The organism is Micromonospora sp. NPDC051924 (assembly GCF_055586005.1).
Genome location: NZ_JBVJJA010000078.1, coordinates 1 through 20,440, shown reverse-complemented (window position 1 = coordinate 20,440; position 20,440 = coordinate 1). Strand labels below are relative to the sequence as shown.

21 protein-coding genes and 1 pseudogene are annotated in these 20,440 nt (G+C 68.7%); 14 read left to right on the top strand and 8 right to left on the bottom strand.

Features of this window, described 5'->3' with window-relative positions:
- Nucleotides 1–123: 123 nt before the first annotated feature.
- The 4 genes from ACZ6S5_RS33330 (at nt 124) to ACZ6S5_RS33315 (ending at nt 4,875) form a co-directional block, all read left to right on the top strand.
- Nucleotides 124–855, top strand: a complete 732-nt coding sequence (locus tag ACZ6S5_RS33330) for a hypothetical protein (protein ID WP_466006262.1) — start codon at nt 124–126, stop codon at nt 853–855.
- 546 nt (nt 856–1,401) lie between these two features.
- Nucleotides 1,402–2,610 (top strand): helix-turn-helix domain-containing protein, encoded by a 1,209-nt coding sequence (locus ACZ6S5_RS33325; RefSeq protein ID WP_466006261.1) that lies wholly within the window; start codon nt 1,402–1,404, stop codon nt 2,608–2,610.
- Nucleotides 2,611–2,684: 74 nt separating this feature from the next.
- Nucleotides 2,685–3,674 carry a DUF932 domain-containing protein gene (locus tag ACZ6S5_RS33320; RefSeq protein WP_466006260.1) on the top strand — a complete coding sequence of 330 codons (990 nt, stop codon included), beginning with the start codon at nt 2,685–2,687 and terminating at the stop codon, nt 3,672–3,674.
- 118 nt (nt 3,675–3,792) lie between these two features.
- A complete protein-coding gene (locus tag ACZ6S5_RS33315; RefSeq protein WP_466006259.1) occupies nt 3,793–4,875 on the top strand; it encodes a C40 family peptidase in 1,083 nt (360 codons plus the stop codon).
- 208 nt (nt 4,876–5,083) lie between these two features.
- Here the strand turns inward: ACZ6S5_RS33315 and ACZ6S5_RS33310 are convergent, their stop codons facing one another.
- The 3 genes and pseudogenes from ACZ6S5_RS33310 to ACZ6S5_RS33300 form a co-directional block, all read right to left on the bottom strand.
- Nucleotides 5,084–5,902: a hypothetical protein gene (locus ACZ6S5_RS33310; RefSeq protein WP_466006258.1), complete on the bottom strand. Its 819-nt coding sequence runs from the start codon at nt 5,900–5,902 to the stop codon at nt 5,084–5,086.
- Nucleotides 5,903–6,174: 272 nt separating this feature from the next.
- Nucleotides 6,175–6,651, bottom strand: coding sequence for a hypothetical protein (locus tag ACZ6S5_RS33305; protein WP_466006257.1), 477 nt, complete (start codon nt 6,649–6,651; stop codon nt 6,175–6,177).
- A gap of 63 nt (nt 6,652–6,714) precedes the next feature.
- Nucleotides 6,715–7,493, bottom strand: a pseudogene (locus ACZ6S5_RS33300) (transposase family protein).
- Nucleotides 7,494–7,721: 228 nt separating this feature from the next.
- Between ACZ6S5_RS33300 and ACZ6S5_RS33295 the strand changes: the two are divergent.
- A complete protein-coding gene (locus tag ACZ6S5_RS33295; RefSeq protein ID WP_466006256.1) occupies nt 7,722–8,237 on the top strand; it encodes an SMI1/KNR4 family protein in 516 nt (171 codons plus the stop codon).
- A 230-nt stretch (nt 8,238–8,467) separates the two neighbouring features.
- Nucleotides 8,468–9,298 carry an SDR family oxidoreductase gene (locus tag ACZ6S5_RS33290; protein WP_466006255.1) on the top strand — a complete coding sequence of 277 codons (831 nt, stop codon included), beginning with the start codon at nt 8,468–8,470 and terminating at the stop codon, nt 9,296–9,298.
- Nucleotides 9,299–9,468: 170 nt separating this feature from the next.
- Here ACZ6S5_RS33290 and ACZ6S5_RS33285 read toward each other — a convergent pair whose 3' ends face one another.
- The gene (locus ACZ6S5_RS33285; RefSeq protein ID WP_466006253.1) at nt 9,469–9,738 is read right to left on the bottom strand and encodes a TetR/AcrR family transcriptional regulator C-terminal domain-containing protein; all 270 of its coding nucleotides are present in this window, start codon (nt 9,736–9,738) and stop codon (nt 9,469–9,471) included.
- A 122-nt stretch (nt 9,739–9,860) separates the two neighbouring features.
- Here ACZ6S5_RS33285 and ACZ6S5_RS33280 point away from each other — a divergent pair, with 122 nt between their 5' ends.
- The 4 genes from ACZ6S5_RS33280 (at nt 9,861) to ACZ6S5_RS33265 (ending at nt 12,559) form a co-directional block, all read left to right on the top strand.
- A complete protein-coding gene (locus ACZ6S5_RS33280; protein ID WP_466006251.1) occupies nt 9,861–10,529 on the top strand; it encodes an HAD family hydrolase in 669 nt (222 codons plus the stop codon).
- Nucleotides 10,530–10,598: 69 nt separating this feature from the next.
- Nucleotides 10,599–10,820: a VOC family protein gene (locus tag ACZ6S5_RS33275; protein WP_466006250.1), complete on the top strand. Its 222-nt coding sequence runs from the start codon at nt 10,599–10,601 to the stop codon at nt 10,818–10,820.
- 109 nt (nt 10,821–10,929) lie between these two features.
- Nucleotides 10,930–11,433: an NUDIX hydrolase gene (locus tag ACZ6S5_RS33270; protein ID WP_189194690.1), complete on the top strand. Its 504-nt coding sequence runs from the start codon at nt 10,930–10,932 to the stop codon at nt 11,431–11,433.
- Nucleotides 11,434–12,196: 763 nt separating this feature from the next.
- A complete protein-coding gene (locus tag ACZ6S5_RS33265; RefSeq protein WP_466006249.1) occupies nt 12,197–12,559 on the top strand; it encodes a hypothetical protein in 363 nt (120 codons plus the stop codon).
- 25 nt (nt 12,560–12,584) lie between these two features.
- On the opposite strand, the gene ACZ6S5_RS33260 is transcribed toward ACZ6S5_RS33265, so the two are convergent.
- The 3 genes from ACZ6S5_RS33260 to ACZ6S5_RS33250 all read right to left on the bottom strand — a co-directional run bounded on the left by ACZ6S5_RS33260 (nt 12,585) and on the right by ACZ6S5_RS33250 (nt 15,311).
- Nucleotides 12,585–13,241 (bottom strand): response regulator transcription factor, encoded by a 657-nt coding sequence (locus tag ACZ6S5_RS33260; RefSeq protein ID WP_466006248.1) that lies wholly within the window; start codon nt 13,239–13,241, stop codon nt 12,585–12,587.
- A 19-nt stretch (nt 13,242–13,260) separates the two neighbouring features.
- Nucleotides 13,261–14,433 carry a sensor histidine kinase gene (locus ACZ6S5_RS33255; protein WP_466006247.1) on the bottom strand — a complete coding sequence of 391 codons (1,173 nt, stop codon included), beginning with the start codon at nt 14,431–14,433 and terminating at the stop codon, nt 13,261–13,263.
- 311 nt (nt 14,434–14,744) lie between these two features.
- Nucleotides 14,745–15,311, bottom strand: coding sequence for an ankyrin repeat domain-containing protein (locus ACZ6S5_RS33250; protein WP_466006246.1), 567 nt, complete (start codon nt 15,309–15,311; stop codon nt 14,745–14,747).
- Between the two features lie 240 nt (nt 15,312–15,551).
- Between ACZ6S5_RS33250 and ACZ6S5_RS33245 the strand changes: the two genes are divergently transcribed.
- Nucleotides 15,552–16,178, top strand: a complete 627-nt coding sequence (locus ACZ6S5_RS33245) for a maleylpyruvate isomerase N-terminal domain-containing protein (protein WP_466006245.1) — start codon at nt 15,552–15,554, stop codon at nt 16,176–16,178.
- A 139-nt stretch (nt 16,179–16,317) separates the two neighbouring features.
- Here the strand turns inward: ACZ6S5_RS33245 and ACZ6S5_RS33240 are convergent, their stop codons facing one another.
- Nucleotides 16,318–17,268 carry a helix-turn-helix transcriptional regulator gene (locus tag ACZ6S5_RS33240; RefSeq protein ID WP_466006244.1) on the bottom strand — a complete coding sequence of 317 codons (951 nt, stop codon included), beginning with the start codon at nt 17,266–17,268 and terminating at the stop codon, nt 16,318–16,320.
- A gap of 75 nt (nt 17,269–17,343) precedes the next feature.
- Between ACZ6S5_RS33240 and ACZ6S5_RS33235 the strand changes: the two genes are divergently transcribed.
- From ACZ6S5_RS33235 to ACZ6S5_RS33225, 3 genes are all read left to right on the top strand, one after another.
- On the top strand, nt 17,344–18,477 hold the full coding sequence (locus ACZ6S5_RS33235) for an epoxide hydrolase family protein (RefSeq protein WP_466006263.1): 1,134 nt from the start codon (nt 17,344–17,346) through the stop codon (nt 18,475–18,477).
- A 91-nt stretch (nt 18,478–18,568) separates the two neighbouring features.
- Entirely contained in the window at nt 18,569–19,738 is a 1,170-nt protein-coding gene (locus ACZ6S5_RS33230; protein ID WP_466006243.1) for a winged helix DNA-binding domain-containing protein, read from the top strand.
- A gap of 272 nt (nt 19,739–20,010) precedes the next feature.
- Nucleotides 20,011–20,440 (top strand): Type 1 glutamine amidotransferase-like domain-containing protein (locus tag ACZ6S5_RS33225; RefSeq protein ID WP_466006242.1); only part of this gene is annotated, 430 nt, incomplete at its 3' end.

Sequence of the window (20,440 nt, the reverse complement as noted above, 5' to 3'; positions counted from 1 at the left end):
CCTCCCCCCCCCCCCCCCCCCCCCCCCCCCCCCCCCCACCCCCCCACCCCTCCCCCCCCCCCCCCCCCCCCCCCCCCCCCTCGGCATGCCCGCAACCCCGAGACCCACAAAGGAGACTCCCGAATGTTCCTGACCGATCCGGCGCTTCGGCGCATCGCCGCCGACACCAACGACGTCCTTCCCGAGCACCTGTGGCGCCACGACACCGCCACCCTCGACCCGATCGGCGACCTCGCCCGCGTCCTGCACAAGACCGCCCGCGACTTCACCGACAGCACCACCGGCCTCGACCAGGCCCTCACCCGCGTAGGTGTGCTCGCCGACACGGCCCGGCAAGGACTGGCCGCCCGAGCCGACCTGCACATGGCCGGCTACCACCAAACCCTCACCGACGCGCTCACCGCCCGCGAACGGCACACCGTCCTCGGGGCCGGACTCGTCACCGCCTACCGCGCCTGGCGCAACCACCGGCCCATCGGCGACGGCAACCAGCGGCACCTGCTCCTGCAGCGCAGCGACCCGGCACGTGGCGTGGCGACGCTGCGGCTCAAGGACCCGTGCACCTGGCTGGTGGTGCCCGACGCGGAGGCCGCCACCGCCTTTGGCATCCCCTACCCGGATCGGGTCGTCGGCGAGGTCACCGAGACCGACCAGGGGTGGGCGCCGACCGCGTACACCGACCCGCAACATCTGCATATCGAGGCCGGCATGGCGTACCCGCTGCCGGTGTGTGACGAGCTCGCCTCGGCCTGCCGGTCGCTGCTGCGCTGGTGGCACCTGCGCCACTCCGACGCCTGGAACAGCCGCATCCCCGGCCAGCTCACCCCGGCCGAACTCGCCCACCTCGCCAGATAGCGGACCCACACACTGCACCGCAACGCGATCGGTGACCCGGTCGCCCTGCCAACCGGCCGCGCCCTCAAACCAGCACGCCGCCGCCCCATCCCGGCGACGCGCCCCGTCCCCGGGCTGCCAGCGGCGGCGCTATGGCAACCCGGGCACGCTCCTCGTCGTCCCGGCCACACCGACTTCCGCTGCAAGCAGCAGGTCGCCGGGCGGACCAGCCGCGTACGCGTCGTCAACCCCGACGCTGACCTGAAGGTCGGCGCCGGACAGCTGCGCCTGTCCCAGGGCTGGCACCGGATCTACCGCCACCCTGCCGAAGGCGGGCTCCACATCCCGCAGTCGGCGGCCGCCGAGCCCACCGACCGGCCACTCCCCCTTTCGGCCGCATCACACAGCCCGAGACCACCGGGCCGCAATCCAGCAGCACGCCGCACGGCAGCCGCACCGCTGTTCGCGCCTGCCGCGCTGACCGCTGCCCCGCGACCCGGCGCACCACCGCTCGGCACAACACCGTGCCGGGCATCCCCCAACCCCACGTTCCCAAGGAGGAACCCGATGGAAAACCTGTCCCTGACACCTGCCACGCAGGCCGTCCTCGATGCCCTGACGGATCTCGGTCAGGGCAACGTCCACGAACTGGCCGACAAGGCGGGCAAGGCCCGCTCGACCACCGACAAGGCGATCAAGACGCTGGCCGACGCCGGGTTGATCGTCGCGGTGGAAACCGAGGCCGACTCCGCGGAGGGCACGCCGACCCAGTGGACCCTCGCGACCCCGACCACCGACGCCGTACCCGACGATGTCGCCGACCGCGGCGAGGGACACACGGCCGGCGCGGACGAGACCGAGCAGCTCGCCGACCCGGACCCCGACAACGCGGCCGGCGACCCGGACACCGGCGACACCGAACCGGCCGACCACCCGGGCAACGACATCGACGGCGACGGCGCAGACGAGGAGACCGACGAAGAAACCGAGACCGACCGAGATGACGCCAGCGACAGGGCCTCAGACGACGACGCGGACGGCGACGGTCGGACAGCCGCCGTTGTGCAGCCGACGCGCCCCGGTGACCGCAAGGTCATGGCCATCAAAGGCGTACTGGCCGACCACGGCGACGACGGCGCAACCCTCGACGTGATCGTGACCGAGAGCGGCATCGGTCACGTCACCGCCGCCCGCCTGCTCACCGTAATGGAGCAGGCCGACGCCGCCCGACGGCGGCCCGACCTGCCCGAGCGGTGGATCCCGGGTCCGACCAAGGCCAGCGACGTCGACCCGAACCCGGAACCGCCCCGCTGCCCGCTCTGCGCTCAGGTCATCCGCGGCGTATCGAACACGCCGAGCGCCACGGCAGCGGTACTGCCGCTGATCCGGCCGGACGGCACGCTGCCCGTCGTCGGCCCAGACGGCGAGACCCACGTCGTCGCTCTGCCCACCCGGCCGGTCCCCCGAACGCCGGGCGCCGCAGGCAGCGTGGGCCGGCGCGGCGACGTGACCGTCAACGCCGACGGCAGCCAACCGTTCGGCCGGGGCGAGCTGGAGAAGCTCACCCTCGACGTACTTGCCGCCAACCGCGGCAAGGCGATGACTCCGCAGGACATCGCCACCGCCATTGGCGGACAACTCGGCCGCACAGTCAGCTCCGGGGCGGTGCGCAACAACTGCACGAAGGCCGCCGCGGCCGGCCGCATCCTCTTGGTCTCGGACACGCCGCTGACCTTCGCGCACCCGGCGCAGGCCGACGCCGCCGAGCGACCCTGACCCACCAACCCCTGTCCCATCGCGGGGGCCGAGCCGTTCGCTCGGCCCCCGCGGCACATTGAGAGGAGCAACCTGTGCCGCACGAACTGGAGACGTTCGCGGACGGAACAACCGCCTTCGCCAGCGCCCGCCTGTCGGCCTGGCACCAACTCGGCACCGTCACCCAGGACACCATGCGCGCCGAGGAGATCATGGCCGCCGCCCGACTCGGCGACTGGGGCGTGCGCACCATCCCCACCGTCGGCATCGACGTCGTCGACGGGGTTGAGGTGCAGATCCCTGCCGAGGACAAGCGGATGACGGTCCGCCGCAACCCCGTGACCGGCGCCACCGAGTACCTGGGGATCGTCGGCACCGACTACACGGTGGTGCAGAACGAGCAGTGCGCGGAGATGCTGGACCGCCTCGTGGATGAGGTGGGCGGCGCCCACTTCGAGACCGCCGGCAGTCTGCGCCGCGGCAAGAGCGTGTTCGTGACCATGAAGCTGCCCACGGCGATGGAGATCGCCGGGGTGGACCGCCTGGACCTCTACCTGATCGGCACCACCTCCCACGACGGCACCGCCGCCCTGCGGGTGGACGCCAGCCCCATACGTGTAGTGTGCGCCAACACCCAACGCGCCGCATTCGCCAACTCGGTCGGGCACTACACGTTCCGGCACACCTCCAACGTCAACTCGCAGATCAGCCAGACCCGTGAGGCCCTGGGCCTGATGTGGGCCTACATGGAGACGTTCGAGAAGGCGGCGGAGCGGATGCTGCAGACCGAGCTGACGATGCGGGAGTTCGAATCGGTGGTGGCGCAGGTGTGGCCGGTCAAGGACAACGCGTCCGAGCAGACCCGCAACAACGCCAAGCAGCGCCTCGGCACCCTCAAGTACCTGATCCGCGAGGCCGACACCCAGAAAGCCATTACCGGCAGCCGGTGGGCCGGATACCAGGCCATCACCGAGTACCTCGACCACTACCAGCCCGCCAAGAACGAGATCGCCCGCGCCAACCGGGTGCTCACCGGCAACGTCGGCGACCTGAAGGTGGCCGCCTTCGACCTGCTCAAAGTCTGACCACCCACGTTTACGCCACCGGGGCGGCGGCCACCCATGCCGCCGCCCCTTGGCCCGCCGCCGGCCGCGCATCCGCGCGGAGACCGGCCTCTTTCGTTTTCAACGGAAGGGCAACAATTTGCTCAAGATCGTCATCGGAGTTGTCACCGTCGTCATCGTGGCCTGCTTCGGACTGCCCATGCTGCTGCTGTCGGCCGTCATGGGCGGCGGCTCCGGCGGATGCGGCATCGTCGCCCTGCCCGCCGTGCACCCCTCCGAGCGACCGGCCCCCATCGACAGCTGGGACACCGAACAACTGGAGATCGCCGCGACCATCATCGACGTCGGCGCCGCCAAAGGTGTACCCCGCTGGGGCTGGGTCATCGCGGTCGCCACCGCCATGCAGGAATCCGGCCTGCGCAACCTGCCCCACCTCGGCGACAGCAACGACCACGATTCCATCGGCGTGTTCCAGCAGCGACCAAGCCGGGGCTGGGGCAGCGTCGCGCAACTGTCCGAGCCCGCCTACCAGGCGGGCAAATTCTTCGACAAGCTCCTGACCATTCCCGACTGGGAGACGATGCCCCTCACCCAGGCCGCCCAGGCGGCCCAGATCTCCGCCTTCCCCGACGCGTACGCCAAGTGGACCGACGATGCCTTGCACCTGGTGGAGCAGCTGACCAGCACCCTTGCTGGGTGCGCCACCGATACGCCCGCCGCTCTCCCGGACGGGTTCGTGCTTCCCGCCAACACCCCGCCCGCCGTCGCCACGGCCATCTTCTGGGCCGTCGACCAGCTCGGCACCCCGTACCGCTTCGGCGGATCGTGCATCGACCCGCACTCCGGCGACCCCGACAAGCAATGCGACTGCTCGTCCCTCACCCAGGCGGCATACCGAGCGGCCGGCATCGTTATTCCCCGCATCACGACCGAACAGGTCAACGCCGGAAGGCCGGTCGCCAACCCGGCGCTCTTGCTCCCTGGCGACCTCATCCTCATCCCCGGCAGCCAAGGCACCATGACCAACCCGCGCCACGTCGGCATGTACCTCGGCGACGGACTGGTCATCCACGCCCCGAAGACCGGCGACGTCGTCAAGATCACTCGACTGAGCAGTTGGATCAATCAGATCGCAGCGCTTCGTCGTATCGCCGCCCCGCCGGCCCGTCGCGGCGTACCCACTGCGTCCGTCGATCCGCCCGTCCTCGGTAGGCCCACTTGATCGCGGAGCCTGGAAGTCATCGAGCCAGACATCCGGACATGCCGAATTGAGCACGTTTCGAAAGCAGGGGCCGCTCACGGTTGGCCGGGGGTAACCTCCTATACCCGATGATCTGTGCCTTTCACAGCTCAGTGTGCGGACGCACCAGCGTCGTCCGGTCAGCGGCCGCTGTCTCCTTCTCGTGCGCCCCAGGTTGGCTGAGCGCCGGTCATAGCCGTTCAAGCGGACACTCGTAAAAGAACAAGCGCGGCAGGCGAGGTGCTGAAATTGCCTCGCCGTCGGCCCGGACCAGCACGGTCCGGTCGGGCGTGCCGATGCCCGCGGTACGAATCCAATGCCGGCCGCGGAAGCTCCCCTCGGCGATCAGCCGATCGTGCTGTCCAGGCGGCGCCCACTCCTTGACGTAGGCCTCGGATAGCCCTTCGGCGGTATCGGCCAGCTGGTACCGCACCGCGTACGGCGCGCCGTCGTGCCACCACTCCAGCCGCTCGACCGGGCGGTGCAGGATCGTCTCGAACCACTCACTGACCCGGTCGACCAGCTCATCGAGCCGGCCCGTCGCGCTCATAGCCAGGGTGGTGGGCGGCTCCTCAAGGTCGTAGAGCGCGTGGTGCAGCTTGTCCCCGCGCACCATGTCACCGTTGAGATGCACGCCGACGCCGAGGATCCAGACGCTGTCCGGACACAGCCAAACCGACAAGACGAGATCGGAGTCGTCCTCGTCGCGCATGGCGTAGCTGTCGGTTCCAGCGGCCGGCCAGGCCCGGGCACGGCGGGTCAACTTGTCCAGGAACGCAGTTTCGAACTCGGTGAGAACGAGATCCGGGTCAAACGAGAACCAGGTGACGGGATAGTCCTCCGGAACTACCGCCCATTGCGGTCGGAGCAGCCGCCTGGCTGCCAGTACGACACCAAACCCGAAGAAGACCACACCGGCTATGCCGACGGCCACGTCGCTGGTCCAGATGAGCCGGACGCTGCCTGCCACGAGGACGAGCGAGCTAATGAGCAGCCTTTTCGGTTTCACCCGCGTGATGGTTGCCTGTCGCCGCGCGCCTGTCCACCGCTTCCCGCCGTGGCATCTGTTGCGGTCCCCGGCCCGCTCCTCCTGCGGTCGGCCCGGGCAGCCGGCACGCGCTCCCACCGTGTGGCTGTGCGTCGACCCCGCTTACTGTTCTGCCGCCGGCCGTGCGCGTCAGCCGCCCGTCGCCCCTCACTGCGGGTGGTCGGCGCTTCGCGACGATCGGGCATCCTGAACTGCCGAGTTGAGTACGTTGGCCTACCGGTCTTCGGTCGGGATCAGTCGAGCTGCTCGAACTGGAGGTTGGCGTGCAAGACCGCTGACCTGTTCGCGATCTCGACGCCTTCCTCGGTGAAGTCGAACGCGGCGTGCAGTACAACGTCGATGTTCAGCGAATGGGCCTCACCGAACTCCATCCAGGTGATGTCGACCGGATTGTGTCCCCCGCCCAGGTAGATGCTTGCATCGATGTAGCCAACGTGCGGGTTGATCGGGAAGTCGAAAGTTCGGTTGGTCAGTGCAGACAGGTCGTTGCCGGGTAGATCAATGATGTCGCCGCGGATGGCCGTCCTGATGATCTCGGGTCCGTCAGTGCCGGGGCGGAAGGTCGCGGGGTCGAAACGGTCGGCTGCGGAGAACGGCGCGAGCGGTACGGTGATCGCCCAGGTACCGGCAGCTGGGCCTGACCGCAGCGGTGAAAGGTAGACGATCCGACCGGGCTCCAGCTGCAATAGGTCGTCCGACAGTTCGAGCACGATGAGCATGCTAAGGGATGTCTCGCAACTCGGTGAAGGCGTTGCCCGTGACCGGGTTGGTGCTCACCGCGCCAGGGCGATGTTGTGCAGGTGGGCGATGCCGGAGGCGGTGTCGGTCAATGTGCGGGCGGCGCGCCGGTAGTCCCGCAGTATCTTCCAGCACTTCATCCTGGCCAGGGCGTGTTCGACCTGCGCGCGGACGGTGCGGTGCTGGGCATTCAGGTCTTCCTTCCAGTCCGGAGCGGACTGCCGTCGCGGTTCTTGCGGTACGGGATGATCACCTCCGGGTTGCCGCGGTAGCCGCCGTCGGCCATGACCGGCCGTCCTGCCAGCTTCTGGTCGATCCCGCTGGTGCAGTAGACGATCGTGTCGTTGCGGTTGCCGGGCTGCGGGTCGCCGACGGCGATGACCAGGCGGGTGCTCGCATCGATGGCGACCTGTAGGTTGGTCGAGTAGCGGTAGTTCTTGCTTGGCGCCGCGAGGCGATGGTCCCGGGTGGGGATGAGCGTGCCGTCGACAATGGCGATCTGGTCGACCGGCCGCCGGCGAACGGGCGCCAGGGCCAGCAGCGGTCCGAGGGTGTCGATGACCCGGTGCGCGGCCGAGTGCGACACCCCGAACAGCGGGCCGATCTGACGCATGGTCAGGTTGGTTCGCCAGTACGCCGCCACCAGCAGCACCCGATCCGGCAGGTCGAGAGCCCACTGCCGACCGGGCCGGCCGTCAGCGATGCTGTCGCCGCCACGCTCGGCGACCAGGCGGACCAGCCTGCGGAACTGGGCCGGCTGCAGTCCCGTAAACGGGAAGATCCACTCGGAGCGCGCTGCGGAGATCACCTGCACCCAGGCATCCTCAAGGATCGTCCTCAACGGACAGACACCGGGGTTACGAGACGTCCCTTAGGCGTGAGTCGGTCGCTATGCCCTCATGGGCCTGCCGTGATAGCAGTTCCTGACTGCGCAGGGAGCACTCCTCTGCCGCTGACCGCGCTGGTCGCAACCCCCGGTAATGCGTCGCTACGCGAGGGAGTCCCATCCGACGCGGTGTGAAGGGACTCATAGACTTTCTTGGTGCAGGACGAGGACCATACGCTGCCGGCCGCGCTGGCCGCAGCCCACGCTGAAGGCTTCTCCGCCGACCATGACGGTCACGACTTCGAGCCGTACGACGAGTTCATGTGGTCCGTCGAAACGCTTGAGTGGTGGCAATCCTGGACCGGCAACCCGACCGCCAGCACCGCACCGTTCCGAGTCTTCGGGCAAGACGGTTCTGGCGGTCTGGCCGCCTTCTGGATCCGCGTGCATGACGCCCCGATCGAGACCCAGCCCATCGTGTTCCTTGGCTCCGAGGGCGAGCTGAACGTGATCGCCAGCAACCGCGGCGACTACCTGTGGCTGCTAGCCAATGGCGTCGGCCCCCTCGAGACCGTCGACGGCATCCACCGCACGACCACGCCCATCCCCACGGTTACCGTGATCGCACAGCGTTACACCGGCGACATGCACCGCCCCACCGCGACGGTGATCGACGCAGCCCGAGCCGAGCTCCGCGCCCTAACAACGCTGGTCGACACGACCGCGCGGTAGTTGCTGGACTCCACCAGGTGCAGGGTGGTCGGGTCCAGGCTCCAGGCTGCCGCGACCTGCATGACGGTCTGTTCGCTGACGTTCCTGGCACTGCCGTGCCCGATCTCTTCCAAGAACACGCTCGGTCCCTGTGCGTCACGCACTTCGCGGCAGAAGCGGGTACGTCTGTGGCGTGATGCCGGCGCTCCGCCGAGTAGCTCGAAAAGGACGGAACGCTATACCGTGACCGGGTGGATCTTCTCGTGGTGGGTGGCAGCGGCTTTCTCGGACTGGAAATCATCCGTCAGGCTCGTCGCGCCGGTTATAGCGTCACGGCGACCTTCCACAGTCGCGTTCCCGCCGTCGCTGACGTTGACTGGAGGAATCTGGATATCCGCCACTGCGACGACGTCAAGGCCTTGGTCCTCGCGGCACGGCCTAATGTGATCGTCAATGCCGCCTACCGGCAATCTGATTGGGCAACCACAGCCGAAGGCGGCATGCACGTCGCCCTCGCAGCGGCGGTGGTAGGAGCTCGCCTTGTGCATGTGTCCAGCGATGCGGTCTTCTCCGGTACAACGGCCCGCTACGACGAGACGCACGTCCCGGATCCCACGACACCATACGGTGCCGCCAAAGGCGCCGCCGAGACGGCGGTCAAGGGCATAACGCCGACCGCCGTCATCGCCCGGACCTCGCTGATCATCGGTGACGGCGATTCCCAGCACGAGAGACACGTGCACGCACTGGCAGCCGGTGCCGTGAGCGGTGCCCTCTTCACCGATGACGTGCGATGCCCGGTGCATGTCACCGACCTCGCCTCCGCCCTACTCGAACTGGCCGCTTCGCCGTACTCCGGGATCCACCACGTCGCCGGCAAGGACGCCATCAGCCGCTACGAGCTCGGCGTGCTAATCGCACGCCGGGACGGTCTCGACCAAGCCACCCTTCCTACCGGGCTACGCGCCGGCACCGGCCTCCCCGGACCCATCGACGTGCGGTTGGACAGCACCAACACCCAAGCGCGGTTGAACACCCGCCTACGAGGCGCACGCGAGTTCCTCGCACCCACACCGACCTGACCAGGACGACCGGCCCGCGCCAGCTACGGACGTTGTAGCGAGGTGCAGCGATCAACTCATACACATCCGCTCTTCGGCAAGCTCGTGTGCCGGGTGTGCCCGACGGGTACTGCCAGCTTGCGACAGCCGCGACCCCGTTGCCCTGCGGCCTGTCATCCCGAGCGCGTCGCTCAGCGATCCGGAGATCTTGCCCGAAAGGTGAGTACGCCGGCGAGGTCGATGTCGCTTGACCGGCCGCCGAACCCCGACTCGGAGATCAGCCGCGCCCCGAAGAAGGTGCTCCAGGACGTGCGGGTCTCCACGTCGGCCGGCCGATAGATGACCCAGTCGTGGCGTTCGAGGATCGTCGTGAGGTAACGCTGCCTTGACCTCATGCCCACCGACCGGAACGCGATGAAGAGGTCCAGCGGGTGGTGGGCATCGGTGCGATCGCCGACCATCGCAAGACCGACGGCCCCTGCGCATCGCGCGCTTTGCGGCAGACCCGCGTACCGTCCCGGTCGAGTGCAGTCAGGAGCATCATGGCCCCACGGGAGTCGTCCCGCTGATCTAGGTTGACCTGGTGGCTTCGAAACCCGTGACAACCGTCCTGTTCGACTTCGCTTGGACCCTGTTCGCCAGAGACCCTAACCGCTGGGTCGGCAGCGCCGCGGCATTGATCGGCCGGGAGGTGGCCGCCGGTGACGCTCAGCGCATCGCCGCGGATTTCGCTGAGTTGTTGCGGACAACGGCTACGGACCCTGCTCATATTGCCCGCGACTTGGACCCGCAGGTGTGGGACCGGGCGATTCTGGCTGTCCTGCAGCAGATCCGTGGGGTGGACCTGCCGTTTGCGCGAGCGCTGCACGAAACGCACGCCGAAGCACTCGAGCCGTACGCGGACACGTCATCCACTCTCGCCGCCCTGAGTGCCCGCGATATTCGCTTTGGCGTGGTGAGCAACATTGGCTGGGATATTCGCAAATGCTTTGCCCGGCACGGGCTTGACTGTTACATCGATGCATTCGTACTTTCCTACGAGGTCGGCTTCATCAAACCCGATGTACAGATCTGGCGCACCGCACTCGACGCCCTGGCGGCACAGCCAGATCGGACGCTGATGGTCGGCGACCATCCCAGCGGCGACGGCGGTTCCGTGGCCGCCGGCATACCGGCCCTGGTACTACCGATGACGAGTTCGCCTGCCCAGCTTCGCGGCTTCGAACACGTGCTGACGTTGGCCGGAATTTGAAGCTGGTTCGGTTCTTGGTTCGTCAAGGTTGCCCTATGTACTTCGGGAAAAATGTCCGATTCTTCCTGTATGATTCCCCAGGGCAAGTCCGCCAAGAACCGTATGCATATCGACATCCGTGTGGCCGGTTCGGGCCCTTGGGACATGGCAGAGCGCGCCGGACTCATCCGGCAGAAAGTGCCCGAGCTGGTTGCCGCTGGCGCGACGATGGTCCGCGAAGAGTGGTACGGGGACGTCCTCGGGCATGTCGTCATGCACGACCCCGAGGGCAACGAGTTCTGCGTTGCTTGATGCCACGATCGTCGGCGCGTTCCGGCATCCGCTTCTGCCGCAGATAGTGAAAGCTGTGACGTGCCCGTGCCCGTGCCCGTGCCCGTGCGCGGTGCTGAGGTGAGGTTGAATGGCCCCCGTGCCAAGCATGAGTCGGTCCCGGTACGCCGGCGTTCTCGCACATCACGACGACAAAGTCGTTCTCGTGTACGAGGAGTACCCACGGTGGGGCGGCCCCTACTGGAACATCCCGAGCGGGCGGATCGAGGACCACGAGACGCCGTTTGAGGGCGCCTGCCGAGAGTTGGCCGAGGAGACAGGTCTGGTCGTCGCAACCGCGGACCTCGTTCTTCATGGCACGGCGGCGGTGACCGGAGCAGTCACCGTCAGCCGGGTGTGGAACTTCACCGTCGACGTGGTGGATCCGACCCTGCACGTCCGCGACCCAGATGGTCTGATTCAGGAGGCCCGCTGGTTCCCCGTCGAAGAAGCAAGCCGCTTGCTTCATGAGTTGCCCTACCGGCCGCTGTCGGAGCCGTCAGTTGCGGTCCTCACCCGTCAGGCTCAGCCGGGCGCCCATTGGGCGTATTCCGATCCGGAAGCGGAGCCGGTTGTCACCTACCCCAACGGGTGAAGGACATTTGCCACGTCCCTGTCCTGCTGATGACCAAGATGCCCCGAGACCTTGCTGGACCGCGGCGACGAGCCCCGCGGACGGACTACAGCGTGTTCGCCTCCCGAACCGTTCTCGATCTCTGTCGTTTACCGGATCTGCCGCGGACAGCGCGAGACGGTACCGCGGCCATCCTCATCTGTAGCCGCTGAGTGTGGGCGGATCTGGCCGATGAGCGGATGCCCCAGTCCGGTGGTGGCGTTGAGGTCGATAGCGGGCTTCATCGGCAGCCGCCGTGTGCCGGGTGGACATGTCGACGAGTCAATCCCAGTCGTGGAAGCGGGGCTCTTCGGCTGCTGATCCTGTCGCCGGTCCGCCGTCGGCCGGCCAACTTCACCTGGTCCTTGTCTCTCGCGCCGTCGATCTCGGCGGGAGACGACGGCTGAGGGGTGTTGGGCCCTTCCGGGGATGGTACGGGTAACCGAACTCCGAGCGGGCGGGTAGCACGCTGGGGGCCAGGGTCAGATCCGCCGAGGATTGAGACATGACATCACCCGCTTCGCAAGCCCCGCCCCGGTCATCCCGCGTCGCGTCCGCGGCTCACCGTGTGTGGCGGCCGTTGCTTGCTGCCGGGCGTGGCTCCGCCTACTGCCTGGCGATGCTTCCCCTGTCGTTGGTCGCCGTCGCGGCGGCCCTTGTCGGCCGTGCCGGCACGGCCGCCGGCTGGTGGTCGAGGATGGGAGAACGCGTACTCGGTGCGCCCTCCCTGCCGCCAGTCCGGCGGGTGACCGCTGCGGCTGTGCTCGGCCATAGCGTGTTGAGCATCCTGCTCGGCGCGGCGGCCCTCGTACCGCTCGGCATCGAGCTGCTGATGGTGCTTCGCGGTGTGCTGTACGGCCTGGTCGACCGTGGCCCGTACGACCAGTCCTGGGGTGGTCCGACCATGGCCGGTGCCTGGCTCGCGCACTTCGCGGTGGGGATTCCGATCGCTGCCGTGGCGGCGCTCGCGCTGGTGGGGATCGCGGCCGTGCACCAACGACTGACCGCCGCCCTGGCCGGTCGGCGCGCACCCTGGCTGGTGTCGGTGGCGCTGATGGTGCCGTTGCCGGCGATCGCCTTCTTTATCGCCTGGCTGCACCAGATCTGAGCGGTACGGCCATGGCGGTCCCGGGTCACTGCCGTGGTCGCGCCTCGAGATATCGCAGGACGGCCAGGACCCGGCGATGGTCCGCGCGGTCGAGCGGCAGGTCAAGTTTGGTGAAGATCGCGGTGACGTGCTTCTCGACGCTGCGCTCGACCAGGAACAGCCGTTCGGCGATGGCCGCGTTGGAGCGGCCCTCGGCGAGCAGGCCGAGGATCTCTCGTTCCCGGGAGGACAAGCGGCCGAGCCCGGCGTCCACCGCCGGCGCCGCGAGCAGCTGGCGGACTACCTCGGGATCAAGCGCGGTGCCTCCGCCGGCGACTCGCCGCAGCGCCTCGACGAACTCCTCAGTGCTGATGATCCGGTCTTTCAACAGGTATCCGACGCCGTCGACGGGACCGGCCAGGAGGCGGCGGGCGTACCCGGTCTCCACCCACTGGCTGAACACCAGCACCGCCGTCCGCGGAAACCGCTCCCGAACAGCGAGGGCGGCGCGCAGTCCCTCGTCGGTGTGGGTAGGTGGCATCCGTACGTCCGCCACCACCACGTCGGGACAGTACTGCTCGACCGCGTCGAGCAGCCGGGCGGCGTCGGCGACCGCCGCGGCCACCTCGATGCCGTGCTCGGCGAGCAGGAGGGCGACCCCGTCGCGCATCAGCGGAGTGTCCTCGGCGATGACGGCGCGCATCTGGCTCTCCTCCTACCGGTCAGGGCAGGGGCAGGGTAACGGTGATCGAGGTCGGCCCGCCGATCGGGCTCTGCACGCTGAGCGTGCCGTCCAGCGCCGAGGCGCGGCGGGCGAGTCCACTCAGGCCGGTTCCCGTGTTGTCCGTCCGGGCACCGCCCCGGCCGTTGTCGCGGACGGTCAGCCGCAGCTCATGCGCCCCGGCGTGCACTTCGATCCACACCCGGGAAGCCTCGGCGTGCCGGGCGACGTTGGTCAGCAACTCCGCCGTGCTGAAGTACACCGCCGACGCGGTCGCGTCCGGTGGACGCTGGGGCAGGCCCACCGTGAGTTCGGCCGGTACGGCGCTGCGCCCGGCGAGGGTGCCCAGCGCGGCCTCCAAGCCGTCGTCGAGGGCGGGCGGGTGCATGCCCCGGATGATGTCCCGCAACTCGGTCAACGCCTCGGCGATCGCGACCCGCGCGCCGCCGAGCAACTGCCGGCCCTCGTCGGCGGTCACGTGCCGTTCGATGCGGGACAGCGTCATCCCGAGCGCGACCAGCCGGGCCTGGGTGCCGTCATGTAGGTCACGTTCTACCCGGCGCAGCAAGGCGGCGGCGTCGGACTGCAGAGCGGCCCGTCCGGCCTCCAGTGCGCGGATGCGCAGCTCGGCCCTGCTCGGAGCCAGAAGCGCGTAGGCGAGCAGCCGGTCAATCGTCACGAGCAGGCGGAGAAACCATGGCAGCACCAGCACAGCGGCGACGCCCTGCGTCCCCAGCCACCAGGTTCCGGCCCAGGTATGTGCGTCGAACGGTCCCACCGCCTCTGGGCGGATCCACCACCAGGCCGGATAGGTCGCGAAGACGGGCCCGGCGAGCAGGACATAGGTGCCGAGGAACGCGCCGGGCAGCTTGACGGGAAAGGTGAGGAAGCAGTACGCCAGGGCCTTCCAGGCGGCCGGATCGACGAGCACCCGGCGCACCCGGATCCGGTGGGGGGTGGGCCAGTCCCAGCCGAGCAGCTTCCGTGCCGGGCGCCGGAACCAGCGGGAGGTGTGCTGGACGGCCCATAGCACGCCGATCAGGAACGGCAGTCCGACACCGACGACCGTTAGGGCCGAGAAGGCGACGCCCAGCAAGGCGAGCGCGAACGCCGGAACGGCCAGGACGGTGCCGGTCATGAGGTACGCGTACTCGCGCCCGGCCCGCCCCATCATCACAGCGATGCTAGTGACCGGCCCCTCAGTAGTCGCGATCAGACCGCCGACCCCGTGCGCGTCGCGTGACGCCCTGACGGCTCCCGCGTTCGAGACCAGCCTCATGAGCTGAGTTGCCGGTCAACGGGGCACCCGTCGCAAGATCGGGTGCACGCTCCTGCCGCGAAGCGCTCGTCACGCAAGGTAACCAGCTCAAGGGTGCACGCATCCGGACGTGCCGATGAGCGTGCGTCGGGCGCCTGGTCCCACCAGGCCAGCACCTGGCATTGCAGCCGTCGACGACCCAGTTCACCGACCCAGAATCGAAGCGCTCATTGGCCGTGGTCTTCCAGCAGCGCCGCGCCCTGGGCCCACTCGATCCGATACTTCTTGGCTTGGTGCAATCCCCGAGCCGCGTCGATCGGCCGGCCTTGCATGCCGCGCGCTGCGATAATGGGATCAGCGCCTCGATCGAGCAGGCGCTGTAGGACGCGGCAGCGGGCGGCCCGCTGCTCGGCTGGCCACGGTGCGGTACCGGTGGCCGCCGCATACCACAGCGCGGTGCGTCCGGCGCTGTCCACAGCGTTGATCGGGCAGTCAGCGGCGAGGAGCCTGTCGATGATCTCCAGTGGGGCATCGGCGGCAGCGCCAACTCCAACGCGGGCCACCTCATGCAGCGGTGTGGTCTTGAATGTCGAAAGGGCCCCGGCGTCCGCGCCGGTGGCCAGCAGCACCGCGACGACCTCGGACGCCGCCATTCCGGCGGCGATGTGCAACGGCGTATACATACGGTAGTTGCCGGCGTCCACGACTGCGCCCGCGGCTACCAGCCGAGCCACCTCCTGCCCATCGCCTGCCCTGGCGGCGATGTGCAGCGGACCCTCTCGCAGTGCGTCCACGCCCGCACACTAGCTTGATCGATACTCGCCAGACCCATCGTCGGGCGGTCGACGCGCGCTACCGGCGGCAGAGCGCGGGTGCGCACAGCTGCCGCGGACCGCGCGTCTCGGAGCACGGCCGACTGTTTACGGGTGGCGGCGCGCGGACGTGCGATGTGCGTGCACTCCGGCCGGGGATCCGCTCCTCACGGACGCGAGCATGGGTGACAACAGACGCCACGCCCGCATAACGTGCACTCGATGATCCGAACTGCGTTCCTGGACGTCGCTGAAACCGCCGCAGCCCTGTTGCGCGAACCGATGCTGGTAAAGCGATGGTCCACGCCCAGCGCGCTGCCCGACTTCTCCACCGGCGGCCTCGCCCGTCACCTAGCCAACCAGCTCACCCACACCGTGACCTTCCTCGCCGCAGCGCCAGGAGCATCAGCTATCTCGGTGCTGGAGCACTTCACCGGCAACGCCTGGGTAACCTCAGGCGTTGACAGCGCTGACAACATCGGCATCCGGCACCGCAGCGAGCAGGCAGCCGCGTCGACCACCGCCACGGACCTGGCGGACCTTGTCGATGCTGCGTTGACCGAACTACGTACCACGGTGCCGGCACAACCGGCGGACCGCATCGTGGACCTCGGCGACTGGGGTCTGCAGGTCGATGACTTCCTGCTGACCCGGGTCGTGGAGCTGGTCGTGCACGTCGACGACCTGGCAGTCAGTCTCGGCTTGCCGACGCCAGCGATACCGGAGACAGCGGCCGGAGCGGCGATCAAGCTGCTGAGCAGCCTCGCAGCCTGGCGACACGGTTCCCTGAACGTGATACGTGCGCTGGCTCGGCAAGAACGAGCTCCCACCTCGATCGCCGCCCTCTGAAGCGCCAGAGCCCTCTCACAGTGTCGCTGCGCTCCGTGACGATGCCGCCCGGCTGCTCGGCGTGCGGATCTGCCGAATTGAGTACGTTGCCGGCCGCTGGTCGCTGGGGCTCGCCGTACGGTGGGGCTGTTTGAAGCGGTCAGCGGACGGCGTCGGTGAGTCGGGTGGCGAGGTCTCGGATGTGTGTGATTAGTTCGGGTGGTTCGTGGATCTGGAAGCGGAAGCCGAACAACGCGACGTAGACGGCGATTTCGTCGAGGCAGTTGGATCCGGTGTGCAGGAGGCAGGTGCGCGAGTCGACCGCTTCGATGACACCGACGGTGGGTGGGATTCGTTCGGCGGCGGTCTCGGCCGGCGCATAGAGGGTGATCCGAGCCTGATAGCGGTAGGGCGCGGTGGAGACACCGTGCGCGAGGTAGCCGGCGAGGTCGACGTCGGGTGCCTGCCGGGGTGTGAAGCGAGGGCCGGTCGGGATGCGGGGACGCATCCGATCGACCCGGTACGTGCGCCAGTCGCGCCGCTCGGTGTCCCAGCCCACCAGGTACCAGCGCCGGCCGGTGTGGACGAGCCGGTGAGGCTCGGTGTCGCGTACCGAGTCGGTGCCGTCGTGGCTGCGGTAGTCGAAGCGGAGCCGTTGGTGCTCGCGGCAGACGGCGGCGACGGCGGCCAGTACGTCCGGGTCCACGGTGGGGCCGACGGTGGGGACCGTGACGGTGACCGACTGTAGCAGGTTGACCCGGTGCCGTACGCGCGACGGCAGTACCTGTTCGAGCTTGGCCAGTGCGCGTAGCGATGTTTCCTCGATGCCGGTGACCGTGCCGCTGGCGGCGGTACGCAGCCCGATGGCGACGGCCACGGCCTCCTCGTCATCCAGTAGCAGCGGCGGGAGCTTCGTTCCGGCACCGAGCCGGTAGCCGGCCGCACCGGGGATGGCGTGCACCGGATAGCCGAGGTCGCGCAGCTTCTGGATGTCGCGGCGCACGGTCCGCACGTCGACCTCAAGGCGCTGCGCCAGCTCGGTACCGGCCCACTCTCGGGGAGTCTGCAGCAGCGAGAGCAGACGCAGCAGCCGGGCGGAGGTTTCCAGCATGCCTGAAAGTTTGCCATCAAGCTAGGGCGGGACCTGTCCTAGCTCGTCCATAGTGTGCTGCTCATGAGCGAACAGATCACTCCTTTCCGGATCGAGATTCCCCAGGACCGCCTCGACGACCTGCGCCACCGGCTCGCCAACACCCGTTGGCCGGATGCGTTGCCCGGCGCGAGCTGGGAGTCCGGGGTGCCGCTGGACTATCTGAAAGACCTGGCCGACTACTGGCAGACCAAGTACGACTGGCGCGCCAACGAGGCACGGCTGAACGAGTTTCCCCAGTTCACCACCGTCATCGACGGGCAGACGGTGCACTTCCTGCACGTACGTTCGCCCGAGCCGGACGCACTGCCGCTCATCCTCACCCACGGCTGGCCCGGCTCGGTCGTGGAGTTCATGAAGATCATCGGGCCGCTGACCGATCCCGCCCGGCACGGCGGCGACCCCGCCAACGCCTTCCACATCGTGGCCCCGTCACTGCCCGGCTTCGGCTTCTCCAGCCCGCTCGCCGGCCCTGGCTGGGACACCAGCCGAGTGGCCCGCGCCTGGGCCGAGCTGATGGGCCGCCTCGGCTATCACCGCTATGGCGCGCAGGGCGGCGACACCGGGTCGATCGTCTCCCCCGAGCTCGGCCGCGTCGACCCCGATCACGTGATCGGCGTGCACGTCAACAACCTGGGCACCTTCCCCTCCGGCGATCCGGCCGAGTTGGTCGGCCTCACCGAGGCCGACCAGGCCCGCCTCGCGCTCATGACGACCTGGGGCCGGGACATGACCGGGTACGCCATCGTCCAGTCAACCCGGCCGCAGACAATCTCGTACGCGCTCACCGATTCACCCGTCGGCCAGCTCGCGTGGATCGTCGAGAAGTTCAAGGAATGGACCGACCCGAGCACTGACCTGCCCGAAGACGCCATCGACCGCGACTTGATCCTCACCGACGTTTCGATGTACTGGCTGACCGGCACAGCTGGATCCGCGGCCCGCATCTACTACGAGGGTGCCCGCACCTGGGGCCGGGCCCAGCCACGCTCATCGGTACCAACCGCGGTGGCGGTGTTCCCCAACGACCTCACCATCCGGCCCCTCGCCGAGCGCGACCACAACGTGGTGCACTGGGCCGAGTTCAGCCGCGGCGGGCACTTCGCCGCCATGGAAGCACCCGACCTCCTGGTCGGCGACGTGCGGGAGTTCTTCCGCCAGTTCCGCTGACGGCACCGAGGAGGTCGAGGTTGGCTGCGGCCGGCTTCGACCTCCTCCGCCGCAGCGCCCACCCTAACCACAACGGCGGGAGACAGGCTCGATGACAAACCGTTCCACCGTGCTGCCGCGGATGTCCTGGCCCGATGTCTGGGGCCGGCGGCTCGACCGGCACGGGCTGTCCGCTCCGGTACGCGGCCGACCAGCCGATGCCGTTGCCGCCATGTGCGGCGCGCACGCTCAAGTCCTCCCCGCCGCTGAGCTGTCCATCGGGCTGCGGTTGGCCGCTGCCACCAGCAACGACGTCCGTAACGCGCTGTGGGGCGAACGCAGCCTGGTCAAGACGTTCGGCCCGCGCGGTACGGTGCACCTACTGCCGGCGCGTGAGCTGCCCCTGTGGGCCGGCGCTCTCGGCGCACTGCCACCAGCTTCGAGCAGCATGACCGCCGACGCGCGGCTGACCCCGGACCAGACCGACGAGGTCGTCGCGGCCATCGCGGGAGCACTGGCCGACGCGGAGCTGACCATCGACGAACTCACCGCAGCGGTGGCCGCCCGCACCGGCTCCTGGGCCACCGACCCGGTCGTGCCGGCATTCGGCGGCTGGTGGCCGCGCTGGCGGCAGGCGATGCATCTGGCCGCGCACCGCGGGGCGCTGTGTTTCGGCCCGATCCGTGGGCGGAAGGTGACGTACACCAGCCCGCAACGGTGGCTGCCCGGACTCCAGCCCGCCCCGGCACCCGACGCCCTCGCCGGCCTGGTCCGGCGCTACCTGCACGCGTACGGGCCGGCCACACCGCAGCAATTCGCGCAATGGCTGTCCGCGCCTCGCCGTTGGGCGACCCAGTTGTTCCACTCCCTCGCGGGCGAGCTGCAACAGGTCGACTTCGCCGGCACGGTCGCTTGGGTCCTGGCCGGCGACATCGCGCCGGCACCCGCGCCACCGCGTGGGGTACGGCTACTGCCATACTTCGACGCCTACACCGTCGGCTGCCACCCACGCGAGCAGCTCTTCCCCGGACCTGCCGCGCAACGCGGGCTCTCCGGCGGGCAGGCCGGCAACTTTCCGGTGCTGCTCATCGACGGCACCGTTGCCGGGATCTGGCACTACCGCCGTACCGGACGCAAGCTGCACATCACGGTCGAACCGCTTGCCCCGCTCACCGTGGCCGAGCGCCAGGATCTCGAAGACCAGGTGGAACGTATCGGGGAAATCCTAGAAGACAGACCACAGTTGACCATCGGCACCGTGACCATAGGCGGCCACGCGTAACCACGCCAGCGCCAACCGATCCTGGGAACATTCGACTGGTCTGCGAGTGTGCGCAACGTCCGCACATGCCGCGATCCGCACGCTACGCAACGTCACGATGCTCGGTCGGGTCGGCGTCGGTTGACACGTCCGGTCGTGCCGATGTGCGTGCGGGGGGCTTGAGGGGTCGCAACGGCGATGAGTTTCGTTTTGGTGCCCAGTCTGTACTCCCATGCACCCGATCTCCCGACTCTCGGGGAGAGCGTCATGACCGCTACGTACAGGAGGCAAGCGTGAAACTTCTTCTCACGTCCGCGGGCGTCAAGAACCCGAGCATCCGCGATGCGCTGGTCGACCTGCTGGGCAAGCCGATCGCCGACTCCAGTGCCCTCTGCATCCCTACGGCGGCCCACCCCATGGGCGGGCCAGCCTCGGCCTGGCGCTTCATCACCGGTCAGTCACCGCTACCCATGTGCGACCTGGGCTGGAAGTCGCTGGGCGTCCTCGAGCTGACAGCGCTGCCCAGCATCGGCGAGGAGCGGTGGGTCCCCTGGGTCCGGGAGGCTGACGTCATGCTCGTGGCCGGCGGCGATGCGACGTACCTGTGCCACTGGATGCGGCAGTCCGGGCTGGCGGATCTCCTGCCGTCGCTGCGGGACACCGTCTGGGTGGGGTTGAGTGCTGGGAGCATGGTGCTGACCCCCCGGATCGGTGCGGACTTCG